Annotated in this window: 16 protein-coding genes and 3 riboswitches; of the genes, 13 read left to right on the top strand and 3 right to left on the bottom strand. The window is 49.7% G+C overall.

Going from position 1 to position 15,951, the window contains the following annotated elements:
* Position 1: 1 nt before the first annotated feature.
* Together murA and glpX are read left to right on the top strand one after the other, a co-directional pair.
* A complete protein-coding gene (gene murA / locus MKY22_RS14500; protein WP_341089529.1) occupies positions 2-1,249 on the top strand; it encodes a UDP-N-acetylglucosamine 1-carboxyvinyltransferase in 1,248 nt (415 codons plus the stop codon).
* Positions 1,250-1,281: 32 nt separating this feature from the next.
* Positions 1,282-2,247 carry a class II fructose-bisphosphatase gene (glpX, locus tag MKY22_RS14495; RefSeq protein WP_035410722.1) on the top strand — a complete coding sequence of 322 codons (966 nt, stop codon included), beginning with the start codon at positions 1,282-1,284 and terminating at the stop codon, positions 2,245-2,247.
* Between the two features lie 399 nt (positions 2,248-2,646).
* On the opposite strand, the gene MKY22_RS14490 is transcribed toward glpX, so the two are convergent.
* Positions 2,647-3,324, bottom strand: coding sequence for a C40 family peptidase (locus tag MKY22_RS14490; RefSeq protein WP_214728403.1), 678 nt, complete (start codon positions 3,322-3,324; stop codon positions 2,647-2,649).
* 355 nt (positions 3,325-3,679) lie between these two features.
* On the opposite strand from MKY22_RS14490, the gene rho reads away from it, so the two are divergent.
* Positions 3,680-5,053, top strand: coding sequence for a transcription termination factor Rho (rho, locus tag MKY22_RS14485; protein WP_056064138.1), 1,374 nt, complete (start codon positions 3,680-3,682; stop codon positions 5,051-5,053).
* A gap of 91 nt (positions 5,054-5,144) precedes the next feature.
* Complete coding sequence (locus MKY22_RS14480) at positions 5,145-5,390, top strand: type B 50S ribosomal protein L31 (protein WP_023469546.1); 246 nt, start codon at positions 5,145-5,147, stop codon at positions 5,388-5,390.
* A 35-nt stretch (positions 5,391-5,425) separates the two neighbouring features.
* Here MKY22_RS14480 and MKY22_RS14475 read toward each other — a convergent pair whose 3' ends face one another.
* Positions 5,426-6,076 (bottom strand): DedA family protein, encoded by a 651-nt coding sequence (locus tag MKY22_RS14475; protein ID WP_341089524.1) that lies wholly within the window; start codon positions 6,074-6,076, stop codon positions 5,426-5,428.
* Between the two features lie 183 nt (positions 6,077-6,259).
* On the opposite strand from MKY22_RS14475, the gene MKY22_RS14470 reads away from it, so the two are divergent.
* A complete protein-coding gene (locus tag MKY22_RS14470; protein ID WP_035410895.1) occupies positions 6,260-6,874 on the top strand; it encodes a thymidine kinase in 615 nt (204 codons plus the stop codon).
* Between the two features lie 81 nt (positions 6,875-6,955).
* On the opposite strand, the gene MKY22_RS14465 is transcribed toward MKY22_RS14470, so the two are convergent.
* A complete protein-coding gene (locus MKY22_RS14465; RefSeq protein WP_251137616.1) occupies positions 6,956-7,714 on the bottom strand; it encodes an alpha/beta hydrolase in 759 nt (252 codons plus the stop codon).
* A gap of 67 nt (positions 7,715-7,781) precedes the next feature.
* A riboswitch (SAM riboswitch) is annotated at positions 7,782-7,883 on the bottom strand.
* A 249-nt stretch (positions 7,884-8,132) separates the two neighbouring features.
* Positions 8,133-8,236: riboswitch (SAM riboswitch) on the top strand.
* 86 nt (positions 8,237-8,322) lie between these two features.
* Between MKY22_RS14465 and MKY22_RS14460 the strand changes: the two genes are divergently transcribed.
* From MKY22_RS14460 to ribH, 8 genes are all read left to right on the top strand, one after another.
* Positions 8,323-9,351 (top strand): methionine ABC transporter ATP-binding protein, encoded by a 1,029-nt coding sequence (locus tag MKY22_RS14460; RefSeq protein ID WP_214728401.1) that lies wholly within the window; start codon positions 8,323-8,325, stop codon positions 9,349-9,351.
* On the top strand, positions 9,341-9,991 hold the full coding sequence (locus tag MKY22_RS14455; RefSeq protein ID WP_023469541.1) for a methionine ABC transporter permease: 651 nt from the start codon (positions 9,341-9,343) through the stop codon (positions 9,989-9,991). The genes MKY22_RS14460 and MKY22_RS14455 overlap by 11 nt, the downstream gene beginning before the upstream one ends.
* 19 nt (positions 9,992-10,010) lie before the next feature.
* A complete protein-coding gene (locus MKY22_RS14450) occupies positions 10,011-10,829 on the top strand; it encodes a MetQ/NlpA family ABC transporter substrate-binding protein (RefSeq protein ID WP_029342773.1) in 819 nt (272 codons plus the stop codon).
* 22 nt (positions 10,830-10,851) lie between these two features.
* A complete protein-coding gene (locus tag MKY22_RS14445; protein WP_214728399.1) occupies positions 10,852-12,057 on the top strand; it encodes a M20 family metallopeptidase in 1,206 nt (401 codons plus the stop codon).
* A gap of 183 nt (positions 12,058-12,240) precedes the next feature.
* Positions 12,241-12,385: riboswitch (FMN riboswitch) on the top strand.
* A 159-nt stretch (positions 12,386-12,544) separates the two neighbouring features.
* Positions 12,545-13,585, top strand: a complete 1,041-nt coding sequence (gene ribD / locus MKY22_RS14440; protein WP_214728397.1) for a bifunctional diaminohydroxyphosphoribosylaminopyrimidine deaminase/5-amino-6-(5-phosphoribosylamino)uracil reductase RibD — start codon at positions 12,545-12,547, stop codon at positions 13,583-13,585.
* Entirely contained in the window at positions 13,570-14,196 is a 627-nt protein-coding gene (gene ribE / locus MKY22_RS14435) for a riboflavin synthase (protein ID WP_214728395.1), read from the top strand. Before ribD ends, ribE begins: the two co-directional genes overlap by 16 nt.
* Complete coding sequence (gene ribA / locus MKY22_RS14430; RefSeq protein WP_341089517.1) at positions 14,196-15,386, top strand: GTP cyclohydrolase II; 1,191 nt, start codon at positions 14,196-14,198, stop codon at positions 15,384-15,386. The genes ribE and ribA overlap by 1 nt, the downstream gene beginning before the upstream one ends.
* Positions 15,383-15,841: a 6,7-dimethyl-8-ribityllumazine synthase gene (gene ribH / locus MKY22_RS14425; RefSeq protein ID WP_035395821.1), complete on the top strand. Its 459-nt coding sequence runs from the start codon at positions 15,383-15,385 to the stop codon at positions 15,839-15,841. Before ribA ends, ribH begins: the two co-directional genes overlap by 4 nt.
* Positions 15,842-15,951 lie beyond the last annotated feature (110 nt).

Genomic DNA, 15,951 nt, shown 5'->3' with positions numbered 1-15,951 from the left:
CGTGGACATTTTGCATATCGTAGGGCAACAACGCCTAGAAGGAACCGTATCAATCAGTGGTTCGAAGCAAAGCGCCATTCCGTGTCTTGCTGCAGCTCTACTGACGGATCAGATGGTCGTTCTAGAAGGCGTGCCGGAAATTGGCGACGTCGCGACAATGATCGAGATTTTGGAGACGCTCGGCGCGGTCGTGACACGTCAAGGCGATATGGTGACGATTGATCCAAGTCGGGTTGAATCGATGCCGTTAACTGGTGCGGAGACGCGCAAGTTACGCGGATCGATCTACCTTATGAGCGTTCTGGCGGCCAGATTCAAACAAGGAGTCGTCGGTCTGCCTGGGGGTTATGCCATCGGACCACGACCGATTGATTTACACATCAAAGCACTGGAGCGTCTCGGTGTTTCCGTACGTAACGAGCAGGGCGTCCATTACATGCGCGTTGACCGTCTCGTCGGAAACCGAATCTATCTCGATCTTCCGTCATTCGGAGCGACGATCAGTGCTTTACTCGTCGCTGTCTTCGCTGAAGGAACGACTGTCATCGAAAACGCTGCCTATGATCCAGAAGTCATCGACGTCAGTACGATGCTGACGAACATGGGAGCAAATGTCAAAGGGGCAGGAACGGATGAGATTCGAATCAAAGGTGTCTCACGCCTGAGTGGTTGCCGGCATACCTTGATTCCAGACCGGATGGAAGCAGGAACGTTTTTGACGATGGGCGCGGCACTTGGGCGCGTCACCGTCGATAACGTCATTCCGCTCCATCTCGAGAGCGTTATCCAAAAACTCGAGCGGTATGGTGCGTTGATCGAAGTAACAGATGATTCCGTCACGGCGACATTCCAGGAGGCGAAGCCGGTCGATATTCGTGTCTTCCACTACGGTGGATTCCCAAGCGATCTACAACCTGTCATCTCGGCAGCGTTGTTGCAAGCGAAAGGAGCGAGTATCGTTGTCGATAAGTTGTACCCGCAACGTTTCCGACATGTACAGGAGTTGCGGCGCTTAAACGCCCGAATCACGCATGAAGACGCTTCGATCATCATTCGTGGTGGCGAATCCTTACTCGGTACGGAAATCGAGGCACCAGATCCACGCGGTGGCGCAGCACTTGTCTTGGCGGGACTTCTCGCTTCAGGGGAGACGACATTGCACCACGCGGAAGTGCTTGACCAGAGTTACGAACGATTTGATCAGAAGTTGAAGGAACTAGGCGCCCTCGTATGGCGTGAAACGATTTGACCGATTTGTAACAAGGGAGAGGGGACATACACATGGAGAGAAGTCTATCAATGGAACTTGTACGCGTCACGGAGGCGGCAGCACTTGCCTCTGCACGCTGGATGGGAAAAGGATTGAAGAATGAAGCGGATGATGCGGCAACAAGCGCGATGCGTGATGTCTTCGATACGATTCCGATGAAAGGAACCGTCGTCATCGGGGAAGGCGAGATGGATGAAGCACCGATGCTTTACATTGGAGAAAAGCTAGGAAATGGGTATGGACCACGACTTGACGTCGCTGTCGATCCGCTCGAAGGAACGAATATCGTCGCAAAAGGAACATGGGGCGCACTTGCTGTCCTCGCTGTTGCGGATGCGGGAGATTTACTCCATGCACCGGACATGTACATGGATAAGATTGCAGTTGGTCCGGAAGCAGCAGGACACATCAGTCTGGATGCGACGATTGAAGAAAACATCGCAGCAGTCGCAAAGGCGAAGAACAAGGAAATCGAAGACGTCGTCGTCTCGATCCTTGATCGCGAACGTCATGAAGAAATCATTCAACGGATTCGGGCAACAGGGGCACGGATTCGCTTGATTGGTGACGGTGACGTTGCTGGTGCGATCAATACGGCGTTCCCGCATACAGGGATTGATATCTTGCTCGGTTCAGGTGGCGCACCGGAAGGCGTTCTTGCTGCCGTTGCCTTGAAGTGTCTCGGTGGAGAGCTCCAAGGGCGCTTGTTACCAGCAGACGATGCCGAGATCGAACGTTGTAAGAAGATGGGCATCGAAGATCCATCGAAGATTCTCATGATGGACGATCTCGTCGCAGGAGACGACTGTATCTTTGCTGCGACAGGGGTCACGGACAGTGAGTTGATGAAAGGTGTCCAGTTCACGGCACAAGGCGGTCAGACACACTCTGTCGTCATGCGTGCGAAATCCGGAACGGTTCGTTTCGTTGAAGGCATTCACTCGTTTAAGAAAAAACCGAAGCTTGTCATTAAGTAAAAGAGACGGACTCATACGTGAGGACTTGATCGATAAAAAAGAGTTGGTGTTTCGGATAATTTCCGAAACACCAACTCTTTTTGCTATGTTTCTAGGAATCAAGACGTTCATCCTCAACTCCTAGAGGAAAAGGAAACGTGCTAACGTTTTCCGCTTCGTTAAATCGTATGGGAAGATTGCAGTGCCTCCAAATCGCTCGACATGAAATTTCGTTTTGAAGAGCATTGTCTCACGTTTGACGAGCAGGACGTGATTTCATTATCGTACAGATAAGCGAATTCACGACTAAGACCTCTTGAAGCACCTGTGATGAAGATATGCATCCTATTTCCTTCTTATGAATTGAATAAGATGAAAAAAAGCGATTGAGCCAATGCTCAACCGCTTTGAGATGATGAATTAAAGGTAAGATCCTGCGCCGACAAGGCGTGAACCCCAGTATCCTGATTTGAAGCTTGAGTATTTAACGCCACCTGTTTCTGAGTTAACCATGCTTGACTTGCTTGTTGCGATCCCGACGTGTTGAATGCCGCTACCGTGTGAGAAGAAGACAAGATCTCCTGGTTGTACGCTTGAAACGCGGACTTTCTTAGAAGAAGAATATTGTGAAGAAGACGTACGTGGCAATGTTTTACCAGCCGCTTTCTTGTAAACGTAGCTTGTGAAACCAGAGCAGTCGAATCCACGAGTCGTTGTTCCGCCCCATACGTATGGTGTACCTTTATGTTTTGCTGCTTCGTTCAGGATTTTCGTCCGTTTAGAAGATGTGCTTGTTGATTTTTTAGCGCTTGAAGATGATTTGTATGTCTTTGTGTATTGTGAGAAGACATAACGTGTTTTACCGCCGTATGAGATTTTTGTCCAGCTGCCTGATTTGCCTTTGTATGTAAAGACTTGACCAGCGTTGACTTTCCCGACGATGCTTGCTTTCGTAGAAGGAGCTGTCCGAACACGAAGACCGTTGTCCGTGATCTTGACTTTCGTGACTGTCGCTGCTTCAACTTTACCTGTACCCACTGATGTAAAACCTGAAACCACTAAGGCTGCTGTCGCGATCGATGCTAGAAAACGTTTCATGTTAAGAATTCCTCCGTTTTAATGTACTGTGTTGCGTCCGTAAGTTATATGATGAAATCATTAAGTGTGTAATTAAGCAGTGAACCTTACAACTGTGTAAGAATTTTGTCTGCAGGAATATCTTAGCATGTGCGCCCTTAAAAACGTTTTTTCAGTTAGAAGACAAAATAGATGCTTTTGTAACATAACTGAAATAATATCCTTGAATATTACAAAGTAAGAAACGCAAAGGATTGTTGACGACGAATTTAAAAAAATATGATACCTTTAGTTCACGAAAGAAATTACATACCTCCTGATGTATGTATGGAAGTATGCTGAATGCAGTTGAATTTATAAAGAATAGGTGAAAAACATGCCAACAACTGATAAAAAAGATAAACCTGAACGTTCCTATACTTTGGCTCAATTGAGCCAGCTGACATTAAAAGAATTATATGAAATCGCAAAGACGAAGAATGTCCCGCAATATCGGGAAGCCCGTAAGCGTGAGTTGATGTTCAAGATTCTAAAAGCACAGGCGGAATCAACAGGTCTTTATTTCCTCGAAGGGGTACTTGAAGTCATCCCTGGTAATCCACAAATGCAAAACGATGGTGGCTTCGGCTTCCTTCGCCCTATCAATTATTCCCAATCCTCTGAAGATATCTATATCGCCGCTTCTCAAATCCGACGCTTCAATCTACGTAATGGTGATGTCGTCACAGGTAAAGTACGCCCACCGAAGGAAAACGAACGTTTCCAAGGGTTACTTAGTGTGGAAGCCGTCAACGGCGAAGCACCGGATACAGCGCGTAACCGTTTGTTCTTCCCGGCGCTGACACCGATCTATCCGGATCGTTTAATGCGTCTTGAGACAGAGCCGCGTCATTTATCGGTTCGTGTCATGGATATGATTGCACCAGTTGGGTTTGGACAACGCGGTTTGATCGTCGCACCACCAAAAGCAGGGAAGACGTCACTCCTCAAAGAAATCGCAAACTCGATTCAAGAGAATCATCCGGATGTCGAGCTGATCATTCTATTGATCGATGAGCGACCAGAGGAAGTAACTGACATCGAGCGTTCAGTTCCGGGAGCAGACGTCGTCAGTTCAACGTTCGACGAAACACCGGACAACCATGTGCGGATTTCTGAACTTGTCCTTGAACGGGCGATGCGACTTGTCGAACATAAAAAAGATGTCGTCATCTTGATGGATTCGATCACGCGTTTGACTCGTGCGTATAACTTAACAGTGCCGCAAAGCGGACGGACGCTTTCAGGGGGGATTGACCCAGCAGCGTTCCACAAACCAAAACGGTTCTTTGGTGCGGCGCGAAACATCGAACATGGTGGCAGTTTGACAATTCTTGCGACGGCACTCGTCGAGACGGGATCCCGCATGGATGACGTCATCTATGAGGAATTCAAAGGAACAGGAAACATGGAGCTACATCTCGATCGTAAGCTGTCGGAACGCCGAATCTTCCCAGCAATCGACATTCGCAAATCAGGTACGCGGAAGGAAGAACTCTTGCTTCCGAAAGAGCAACTCGATGCGCTCTGGACGATTCGTCGGACGATGAACGAGTCGAACGAGTTCGTCGATACGTTCCTGCGTAAGATTCGCGACACGAAAAATAATGAAGAATTTTTTGCTGAACTTGAGAAAGAAAAGAAGAAGACGGTCCGACGTGCACCTGCTAAACCGCGTACCGTCAAGAAGGAAGCAACGACGGAAAAATAACTATTGCGACGCGTAAAAAAATCGTTTAGTATAGGAAGGTAACTTACTCTGGCTCAGCAAATGGACCAGGGCGGAAGGAGAGAAATCAACCATGAAACAAGGAATTCACCCTAACTACAACAAAGTAGTATTTATGGATTCAACGACTGAGTACAAATTCTTAAGCGGTTCTACTCGTTCTTCGAACGAAACGATCACTTGGGAAGATGGTAACGAGTACCCACTCATCCGTGTGGATGTGTCTTCAGACTCGCACCCATTCTACACAGGTCGTCAAAAGTTCAACGCGGCAGATGGTCGTGTCGATCGCTTCAACAAAAAATACGGCCGCAAGTAATTACTTGCCGGTTCTTAAAAAACAGCCTGCCTCCATTACGGAAGCAGGCTGTTTTTGTATAGGCTGTATTGCGAACGGTACGTAAGGTACGTCTTTAAGACGAACGAGAAAGCAATCCCGCCGACGATCCCGATCAAGTACGGCATGGCATCTGGATGTGCCAAGATGTAGTCGACGACTTTATGGAACGAGATATGACGACCAACAAAGTAGCCGGCGCCCAAGAACACACTGACCCAAATCAAAGCACCTGTATACGCGTAACTCGCAAAAATGCGAAACGGCATTTTTGAAACACCTGCAAAAAAAGCAGAGAGTTGGCGAAGACCAGGTATGTAGTAACCGATGATCAAGACCGATTTGCCGTAACGACGAAATCCGGCTTCAGCGGAGAGAATGTGTTTTTCTGAGATGCGCATCTTTGGTCCGACGCGATGCAACAGGGGCATGCCGAGTTTTAAGCCCAGCACGTAGCTAATCGTCATTCCGATGCAACTGCCAGCGTAAGCGGCAAGAATCGTACCGAACAGCGGTAGATTGCCTTGATGCATCCAAAAACCGGACAGGACGAGCAAGGTCTCATCAGGAACCGGCAATCCCACGATACCACCTGCGAGAAGGACGGAAAGACCAAGGGCGCCATATTGGTGCAGAATGTCATGTAAGAGATGATGAATCGGGGACACCTTCTTTCGCGAGAATCTTCTTCTTTAGTGTACAGGAAATGGATGAAGGTTGGAATGAAAGGACAAAAATTCTAGGTAAAGAAAAAATGAATTTTGATTTCCGGAAGTCAACCCTTTTTCTCAATACCGTTTCGAGCTATACTCGTTAAAGTGACTATTTTTAGAGGACGGTGTCGGACGATGATGCATGTAATAAATCAGTACGGCTGGATCGAAGTAATTTGTGGTAGTATGTTTTCCGGGAAATCGGAAGAGTTGATTCGTCGTGTCAGACGGGCACAGTACGGCAAACTGCCCGTTCAAGTATTCAAGCCGGCAATCGACGACCGGTACCATGAAGAGCATGTCGTCTCTCACATCGGAAATTCCGTCGTGGCGATTCCAATGGCGACGAGTCGTGATCTCTATGCAGCAGTAGCGGAAGAAACACAAATTGTCGGAATTGATGAAGTTCAATTCTTTGATGATGAGATCGTTCAAGTCATCGAAGCACTTGCGCAAGACGGAAAACGCGTCATTTGTGCAGGACTCGATCAGGATTTCCGGGCAGAGCCATTTGGCAAGATGCCGGAATTACTGGCGCGCGCAGAATTTGTGACGAAACTTCAGGCGATCTGTCTCTCATGTGGCGATCCGGCTTCCCGGACACAACGTTTGATTGATGGAAAACCAGCGAACTATGATGATCCGATCATTTTAGTCGGCGCTTCAGAATCGTATGAGCCACGGTGCCGCCACTGCCATGAAGTGCCAGGAAAGCCGAAGCCGCTCCAAACGATGCAACACCAAAAAGGATAAACAAAAAAGACGAACCGATGATGGTCGTCCTTTGATGTAACAGCTGTTCGCTTCTAAGTGAAGACGAATAGCTGTTTTTTTTTATCCCGTTTCCTGTGAGAAACGACTCGAGCGTTCGATGAAACGAATCGTCTCACGCACGATCAAATCCTGATCATGATCGAGGGTCGCGACGTGGTACGAGTTGAGGAGACAGTAGATTCGTTTATCATTCGTCCCGATGTGCTGGTGCAGATAATCCGAGCTCGACGGCGGAACGACGTGATCGGTCGCCGAGTAGAGAATCAATGTCGGCAGGAGAATGGATCCGAGGCGTCCTTTTGTCTCATCCATTAGACGGACGAGTTCGAACGCACAACGGCTCGGAACGAGGTCATAAATGATTTCGAAGGCTGCTCGCTTAATGTCCGGTGCCCCTTCCGGTAAGTACTGTGGACCGTCCTCGAACGAAAGTGCTTCATAGGATGGAACGGAGAGTGCGGCATTGATCGTAATGATGCCGGCAAACGGAATGCCGTCAGCAGCGAGCGACAACGCAAGCGTCGCACCCATCGATTGACCGATGACGAAGACTTGATCGCATGTTTCTTGTAAACGTTCATAGCCGTCTTGCAGGCTTTGCTTCCAACATCGAGCAGTCGATTGTTCAAACTCGCGGACGTTCGTTCCATGTCCACGTAAGCGCGGGGCATAGACGGTAAAACCTTCGGCAGCAAATGCCTCACCGACGTCCCGGACACTCTGCGGAGTGGCGTTAAAACCATGACAGATTAGAATGCCGATCGGTCCACCTTGAAGATAAAATGCTTCAGCACCAGTCAATACAGGATAGTTCATCATTACTATTTTTCCTCCATTCATGAAAAAAACTCGTCGACGTCACTGCTTGGACGCCCACGAGTTTTTCACCGTATCATCCAAAGCCGCGCTTTGCTGGTCGGAGCACCTTACAGATTGCAGGTTGCCGTGAAGTCATAGAGCCAGGTCTCTCGTTCACTCTTGATAAATATCATATTGGAATTGTCGGATTAATCATTGAAACGATGGTAGCACGACCGAAAATGACTTGTCAAATCGTTCTTGACGAATCATGATCCGTTCAGTAAGCTAACTCATAACTTGTTCATCCATCGATATGCGCCAAATGGATTATTTTTGAAAAGTTGGTTGACTTTTAAAGGTTCGACCCGTAATGTAAAAATTAGTTTTACGACATAAGCAACAACACAACAACACACATACGAATTTCATACCGCAATACTTATCCAGAGAGGTGGAGGGACTGGCCCTACGAAACCTCGGCAACAGACTCATTATGAGCACTGTGCCAATTCCATCAGACAGATGTCTGAGAGATGAGTGGAGTGGATTCTGCCACTGTGCGGATCCAGGTCTCTTCTTGTTTCTCAAGAAGGGACCTTTTTTGTTGAATGAAGGGGGAAAACGGAATGATTGCATTTCATCAAGTCAAAAAAACGTACGTCACGAAAGATCAGACGATTGCAGCGCTCGACGGTGTCGACCTGACGATCGAAAAAGGTGAAATCTTTGGGGTCATCGGTTTTAGCGGTGCCGGAAAAAGTTCACTGCTCCGCTGCGTCAATCTGTTAGAACGACCGACGTCAGGAACGGTGACGGTCGATGGGGAAGATTTAACGCAACTGTCTCCGAAAAAGTTACGCCAAGCAAAACAACGGATCGGGATGATCTTTCAGCACTTCAATCTGTTGAATGCGAACACGGTCTTTACGAATGTCGCGAAACCACTCGTTCTCGCAGGCGTCAAGAAAGACGAAATTCGCCGCCGGGTGACGGAGTTACTCGAATTCGTCGATCTCGCGGACAAAGCAGATCATTATCCGGATCAATTGTCGGGTGGGCAGAAACAGCGCGTTGGTATCGCCCGGGCACTCGCGACGCAACCTTCCGTCCTTTTATGTGACGAAGCGACGTCAGCACTTGATCCCCAGACGACACATCATATTCTTCAGTTATTAAAACGGATCAATGCCGAGTACGGGATCACGATTCTCTTGATTACCCACGAGATGGGCGTCATCCGGGAGATTTGCGACCGGGTCGCCGTCATTGAAGCTGGAAAGTTGATCGAGTCAGGAACGGTCTTTGATGTCTTTTCAAACCCGCAGACTGAGACAGCGAAAAATTTCGTTCGCTCCGTCATGCATGACGAGATTCCAGCGTCGATTCGTCAGTTGATCGAGTCCCGGAATGCGAATCCAATCTATAAGATTCACTTCCTTGGACATCACACCGGACAACCACTCTTATCGCAAGTCGCAAAACGCTTCGACGTCGATGTCAATATCCTGCACGGTAGCATCACGGAGTTGCAGGATACGCCGTTCGGCACATTACTCGTTGAACTGATCGGTGAGACGACAGAAGTGAAACGAGCGTTACACTACATCGATCAGGCGCAGGTAACCGTTGAGGAGGTGCTCGCTGATGCTAGTTAACTACAGTGATATCTGGACAGCATTCTTGCAGACGATGACGATGGTATCCGTTTCGCTCTTGTTCTCGACCTTGATCGGCTTACCACTCGGTATCCTGCTTGTCGTCACGCGAAAAGGAGCGTTACTTGAAAATGTTCCGTTGTTCACGTTCTTCAACAGTATCGTCAATATTTTCCGCTCGATTCCGTTCATCATCTTACTCGTCGCGATCATCCCGTTGACGCGCTTGATCGTTCAGACATCGATCGGAACAGAAGCCGCAATCGTTCCGCTCGTCTTTTACGCTGCACCGTACATGGCGCGTCTGATCGAGAGTTCTTTACTCGAAGTCGATAAAGGCGTTCTTGAAGCAGCAGAAGCGATGGGCGCGACACCGTTTCAAACGATTTTCCGCTTCCTCCTACCGGAAGCACTCGGTTCACTCATCCTGAACTTAACGATCGCGACGGTCGGCTTGATCGGGGCGTCGGCGATGGCAGGCGCCATCGGTGGTGGCGGTTTGGGTGACTTAGCAATTACTTACGGCTATCAACGGTTTGATACGAAAGTCATGATCATCACGGTCGGGATTCTCGTCATCTTAGTCCAAGGCTTACAGACGACAGGCAACATCGTCGCACGAAAAATCAGAAGACATTAATCAAGGGAGCGATTCAGCCATGAAAAAAGCAGTAGCAATTGGAGCAACACTCACGACGATTTTATTTGCCGGGTGCGCAGCATCAGGAGAAGACGAAAAGACGATCAAGCTCGGTGTCAGCGGTTCAGACACACAAGTTTGGGATTATGTCGCGAAAAAAGCAGAGAAGGAAGGCATCAAAATCGAACTCGTCAAGTTCTCCGATTATGTCCAGCCGAACATGGCACTGGCTGAGGGTGAGATCGACGCCAATGCCTTCCAGACGATTTCCTACTTCAACGCTTTCAAGAAAGAACATAACTTGAAGCTATCGCCGATTGCGACGACTGTCATCGCACCGATGGGGATCTACTCGGATAAATACAAGGATGTCAAAGACATTCCAACTGGCGGAAAAATCGCTGTTCCGAACGAAGCGACGAACATGGGACGCGCCCTCTTGTTACTGCAAGAAGCAGGTCTGATCAAGCTACCGGACGACTTCGATGGCAACGGTTCGGTCGATAAGATCGTCGAGAATCCGAAAAAGCTGAAAATCGTTCCGATCGTCGCTGGACAAACGCCACGCGTCTTACCGGACGTCGCGGCATCAATCATCAACAATGGTATCGCCGTTGACGCTGGCTTCAACCCGATCAAGGACTCAATCGTTCATGAGAACGAGACAGCAAAACCATACATCAACATCATCGCAACACGAACAGAAGACAAGAACAAAAAAGAACTGAAAAAAATCGCATCGCTGTATCAACAAAAAGATGTCGCGGCCTTCATCAAAAAAGAATACAAAGGCAGTACGATCCCGACGTTCGTTCCACTGAGCGATATCGGCGAATAATTTCAAAAGGAGAGTGGACAGTATGACGACACCAGTACGCACGACATGGGTAGAGACGATTGAACAGGACATCGAACAAAAACGAGAATCGTATCTTGAGACAAGTCACCGAATTCATGCAACGCCGGAAATCGGGAACGAGGAATTCTTTGCTTCGCGGCTCCATGCGGAGCGTCTAACAGCGGAAGGTTTTACAGTAGAACTCGGCGTCGCGGGGCACGATACCGCGTTCTTCGCGAAGAAATCGAGCGACCGACCAGGCGCAACGATTGCCTTTCTTGCTGAATACGATGCGTTGCCGGGTATTGGTCACGCGTGCGGTCATAATATCATCGGCACGACGAGCGTCGCAGCGGCGATCGCGCTCAGTAAAGTGCTCGATGAAGTCGGCGGGAGTGTCGTTGTCCTTGGAACACCAGCCGAGGAAGGTGGACCGAACGGTAGTGCGAAAGGCAGTTTCGTCAAACATCAGTTACTGGAAGGGATCGATGCGGCCTTGATGGTCCACCCGTCGGGACAAACACGGATCACGGGTTCTTCCCTTGCGGTCGATCCACTCGACTTTGCCTTTACGGGTCGTCCGGCACACGCAGCGGCGTCACCGGAAGAAGGCATCAACGCCCTCGACGCTGTCATTCAACTCTTCAACGGAATCAATGCCTTACGTCAGCAGTTACCAGACGATGTCCGGATCCACGGGATCATCACGCATGGAGGCGATGCGCCGAACATCATCCCGGAATACGCAAGAGCACGTTTCTTCATCCGGGCAACGACACGGGAACGATTAAATGCCGTCACGGAAAAAGTCAAAGCCGTCGCCCAAGGCGCGGCACTCGCGACTGGGGCGACGCTTGACGTCATCGCGTTCCAAAATGAAGTCGATAACCTCGTCTTCAACCGGACGTTCGACCGTCTGTTCCAAGAAGAAGCAGAAGCGCTTGGCGAAATCGTTCACTTGGACGAACGACCGGGTCTTGGCTCAACGGACGCCGGTAACATCAGTCAAGTCATCCCGACGATCCATCCGTATATCAAGATTGGTCCGGACGATCTCGTCGCGCATACGGAAGCATTCAAAGAAGCGGCTCGTTCAGAAGCTGGAGATGAAGCATTGATCACGGGGGCGAAAATCCTCGCTCGGACAGCGCTTCGCGTCCTCGCTGATGAACGGACGCGCGGGGCGATCGCTCAAGAATTCCACGATCGGAAGAACGGATATTTATAAGCGGAAAACGACGACTGGATGCACTGCTATCAAGTGCTCCGGTCGTTTTTGAGATGCGATCGATCACGAATTGGTGATGAGTGACAGAACTGGAGCGAAATCAAAAAAGAGACAAGACAGAAGCATTTGCGCTTTGTTTTCTTGAAAAAGATATGCTAGGCTAAAATTGTATAACTCAATAATCCAGTTCTTCGGGGTAGGGTGAAAATCCCAACCGGCGGTGATGCGATCAATCGATCGACGAGCCCGCGACCTGTGATGTACGCATCATGGCTGACTTGGTGAGATTCCAGGGCCGACGGTAAAGTCCGGATGGGAGAAGAACGAAACGACGCGATTCAAGCTGTTTTCTGAAAAAATGTTTTCAGGAGACGGTCTCTTTCTGCATGAAAAAATGCAGGAAGCGAACCGTGTATTTCGTGAACCCTTCTATACAGACGCCCCTTTTTCAAGGGGCGTCTTTTTTCATTTGAAAGGAGTGAACGCGATGTCACAGATGATGAGTTATGCCATGCAATTAGCACAAATGTTACACGGACAAACAAGTCCGAATCCAAGTGTCGGCTGTGTCATCGTCAAACAAGGACGCATCATCGGCTTCGGTGCACACCGGTTTGCCGGTGGGCCGCACGCAGAAGTCGAAGCCTTACGGATGGCAGGAGAAGCCGCCCATGGTGCCGATCTCTACGTGACGCTCGAGCCATGCAATCATCACGGCAAGACGCCACCATGCACGGAAGCGATTCTACAAGCAGGAATCAAACGAGTTTTCGTCGCAACAGAAGACAAACATGTAATCGTCGCTGGTTCCGGAATTAAACGGCTACAGGACGCGGGAATCGAAGTCGAGGTCGGCTTGTTACGGCATGAGGCAGAAGCCCTCTACACGGCATTCTGGAAGACGATCGAACGAAAACGCCCGACCGTGACCGTCAAAATTGCGCAGACGATGAACGGGATCGCGGCGACAGGTGAACAGCGCTGGATCACGTCAGAAGAAGCACGCGCGAACGGTCGCGCCCTGCGTGGACGCCACGATGCCATCCTCGTCGGAAGTGAGACGGTGCTCGTCGATGATCCGGCACTGACGTTACGCGCGTCGTCAGGCATCGAGCCGATTCGAGTAATCGTTGATCGCCGGGGGCGGATTCCGGAGACGGCGCAAGTCTTCCGCGATGGTAAAAATCCAACCTACTGGCTGACGAGTGTTCCTCGGATTAGTCACGATCAGGTGACGGTCCTCGTTGGTGAATATGAGACGCCGGAAGCGATTTTGAAACGCTTATACGAACAAGACATCCGTAGTGTCTTGATTGAAGGCGGACCAACGATTCAAGCCGCTTTTCTTGAGGCAGATCTCGTTGACCGAATCGAAGTCTACCAAGCCCCATCGATTTTTGAAGGCGATGCGTGGAATAGTCAACACGATATCGAAAATCGTTTTCAAATCGACCAGGTTGAGACGGTCGGACCGGATCTCCATCTGACGTACATCCGAAAGGAGGAGACGACATGTTCACCGGATTGATTGAAGAAGTCGGAACCTTAAAACGAAAGATCCCGCGACCGAACGGGTTAGCGCTTGAAATTGAGGCGCACCGGGTACTCGAAGGAACGAAGATCGGTGATAGCATCGCCGTCGACGGGATTTGTTTGACTGTCACGTCGATGAGTCCGACCGGTTTCACGGCAGATGCCGTCCATGACACGATCCGGTCAACAGCCCTCGGCACGTACCGCGTCGGAAGCCTATTGCAACTCGAACGGGCGATGCCGGCAGACGGTCGTTTCGGCGGTCATTTCGTCAGTGGACATATCGACGGAACAGCGCGGCTGATCAGTCGGCGACCGGATGGAGAAGCGATGGTCTATACGTTTGATGTCGGATCGTGGCAAAAGTATTGTATTCCGAAAGGCTCGATCGCAATCAACGGTACGAGCCTGACGTTGCAACGCGTCACGCCGGAAACGATCTCGATTTCATTGATTCCGCACTCCCGTCAAGTGACGACGTTTGATCGATTGGCAAGTGGTGCAGTCGTCAATATCGAGTGTGACATGATGGCGAAACATCTCTATCATTTCACGCAGCATGAGAAGCAGACGGACTGGGCAGCATTCTTAGGAGGCGACATGTAATGAACGGATTCGACTTGATTGAAGACGCAATAGAAGATTTGAAAAACGGACGACCGATCATCGTCTGTGATGACGAGGATCGTGAGAATGAAGGCGATCTCGTCATGCTCGCAGAACACGCGACAGCAGAAAACATCAACTTCATGATCACATACGGAAAAGGACTCGTCTGTGTACCAGTCAGTCCGCGGATCGCACAGCGACTCGAACTTGCTCCGATGACAGCGAATAATACAGATCCGCATGGAACGGCATTCACGCTCAGCATTGATCATGAAGAAGCGAAGACCGGCATCAGTGCCGAAGAGCGTTCGCTGACGATCCAGCGGATGCTGACGGATGGACCGGAGCGCTTCAAACGACCGGGTCACATCTTCCCGTTGATCGCAAAAGAGGGCGGTGTCCGGGAACGACGCGGACATACGGAAGCAGGTGTTGACCTTGCCCGTCTTGCCGGTAGCGATGAGATTGCCGTCATTTGTGAAATCATCAAGGAAGATGGCACGATGGCACGGATGGATGATTTGCTTCTCTATAAGGAAGAACACGACTTAAAACTGATCACGATCGAGGCACTCGTCGCGTATCTCGAGCGTCCATTGACGCGGGAAGCGGAAGTGTTGCTTCCGACGACATTCGGAGCTTTCCGGATGGTCGGCTATACGACGCAAGATAAGAAAGAACATGTCGCCGTCTTATCCGGTGAAGCGCACGATGGGATGCTCGTCCGTCTGCACTCGGAATGTCTGACAGGGGATGTCTTCGGTTCGAAACGTTGCGATTGTGGTCCACAACTCGATTCTGCACTTGAGCGAATCGAACGAGAAGGTGGAGCCGTCTTGTATCTACGTCAGGAAGGACGCGGCATCGGTCTGATGGCGAAGTTGAAAGCGTACGAGTTGCAGGAACAAGGACTCGATACAGTCGAAGCGAACCATGCACTCGGTTATCCGACAGACATGCGTGATTATACGGTCGCGGCCAACATGTTGCGTGATCTTGGCGTGACGAAGATTCGCTTGATGACGAACAATCCAGACAAACAACGGGTGCTCGAGCAAGAGGGGATTGAAGTCATCGAACGTGTTCCCCATCAAGTACCCGTTGAACCGGAAAATCAGCGTTATCTGAAAACAAAACAAACGAAACTCGGGCACTGGCTCGATATCCAAGGAGGACACACATCATGATTTACGAAGGTTTCTTAACAGGAGAAGGACTACGCGTCGCAATCGTCGCAGCACGTTTTAATGAATTGATCACATCAAAACTCGTCGGAGGAGCAAACGACGCGTTCCGTCGTCACGGTGTTGCTGCGGATGCTGTGGATACAGCATGGGTTCCTGGAGCATTTGAAATTCCACTCGTTGCGGAAAAGTTAGCGAAAAGCGGTAAGTATGATGCGGTCATCACACTGGGTGCCGTCATCCGCGGAGCAACATCACACTATGACTATGTCTGTAACGAAGTCGCGAAAGGTGTCGCGAGTGCGTCGCGTGATACAGGCGTACCTATCATCTTCGGTGTCCTGACGACGGATTCGATCGAGCAAGCGGTCGAACGTGCCGGTACGAAAGCTGGAAATAAAGGCTACGAAGCTGCCGTTTCCGCGATTGAGATGGCAAATCTTTTACGCACGATCTAACGAAATAAGGATAGGGTGACGGAAGTTTCCGTCATCCTATTTTTTTTGTGGACATTTTGCAGGTGATAAATCAAATTTCAAAAAAAGAATAGTAGATTTGAAATATGAGG

The organism is Exiguobacterium sp. FSL W8-0210 (assembly GCF_038006045.1).
Taxonomy (GTDB): Bacteria; Bacillota; Bacilli; order Exiguobacteriales; family Exiguobacteriaceae; genus Exiguobacterium_A.
This window is presented reverse-complemented; position numbering and strand designations above follow the sequence as displayed.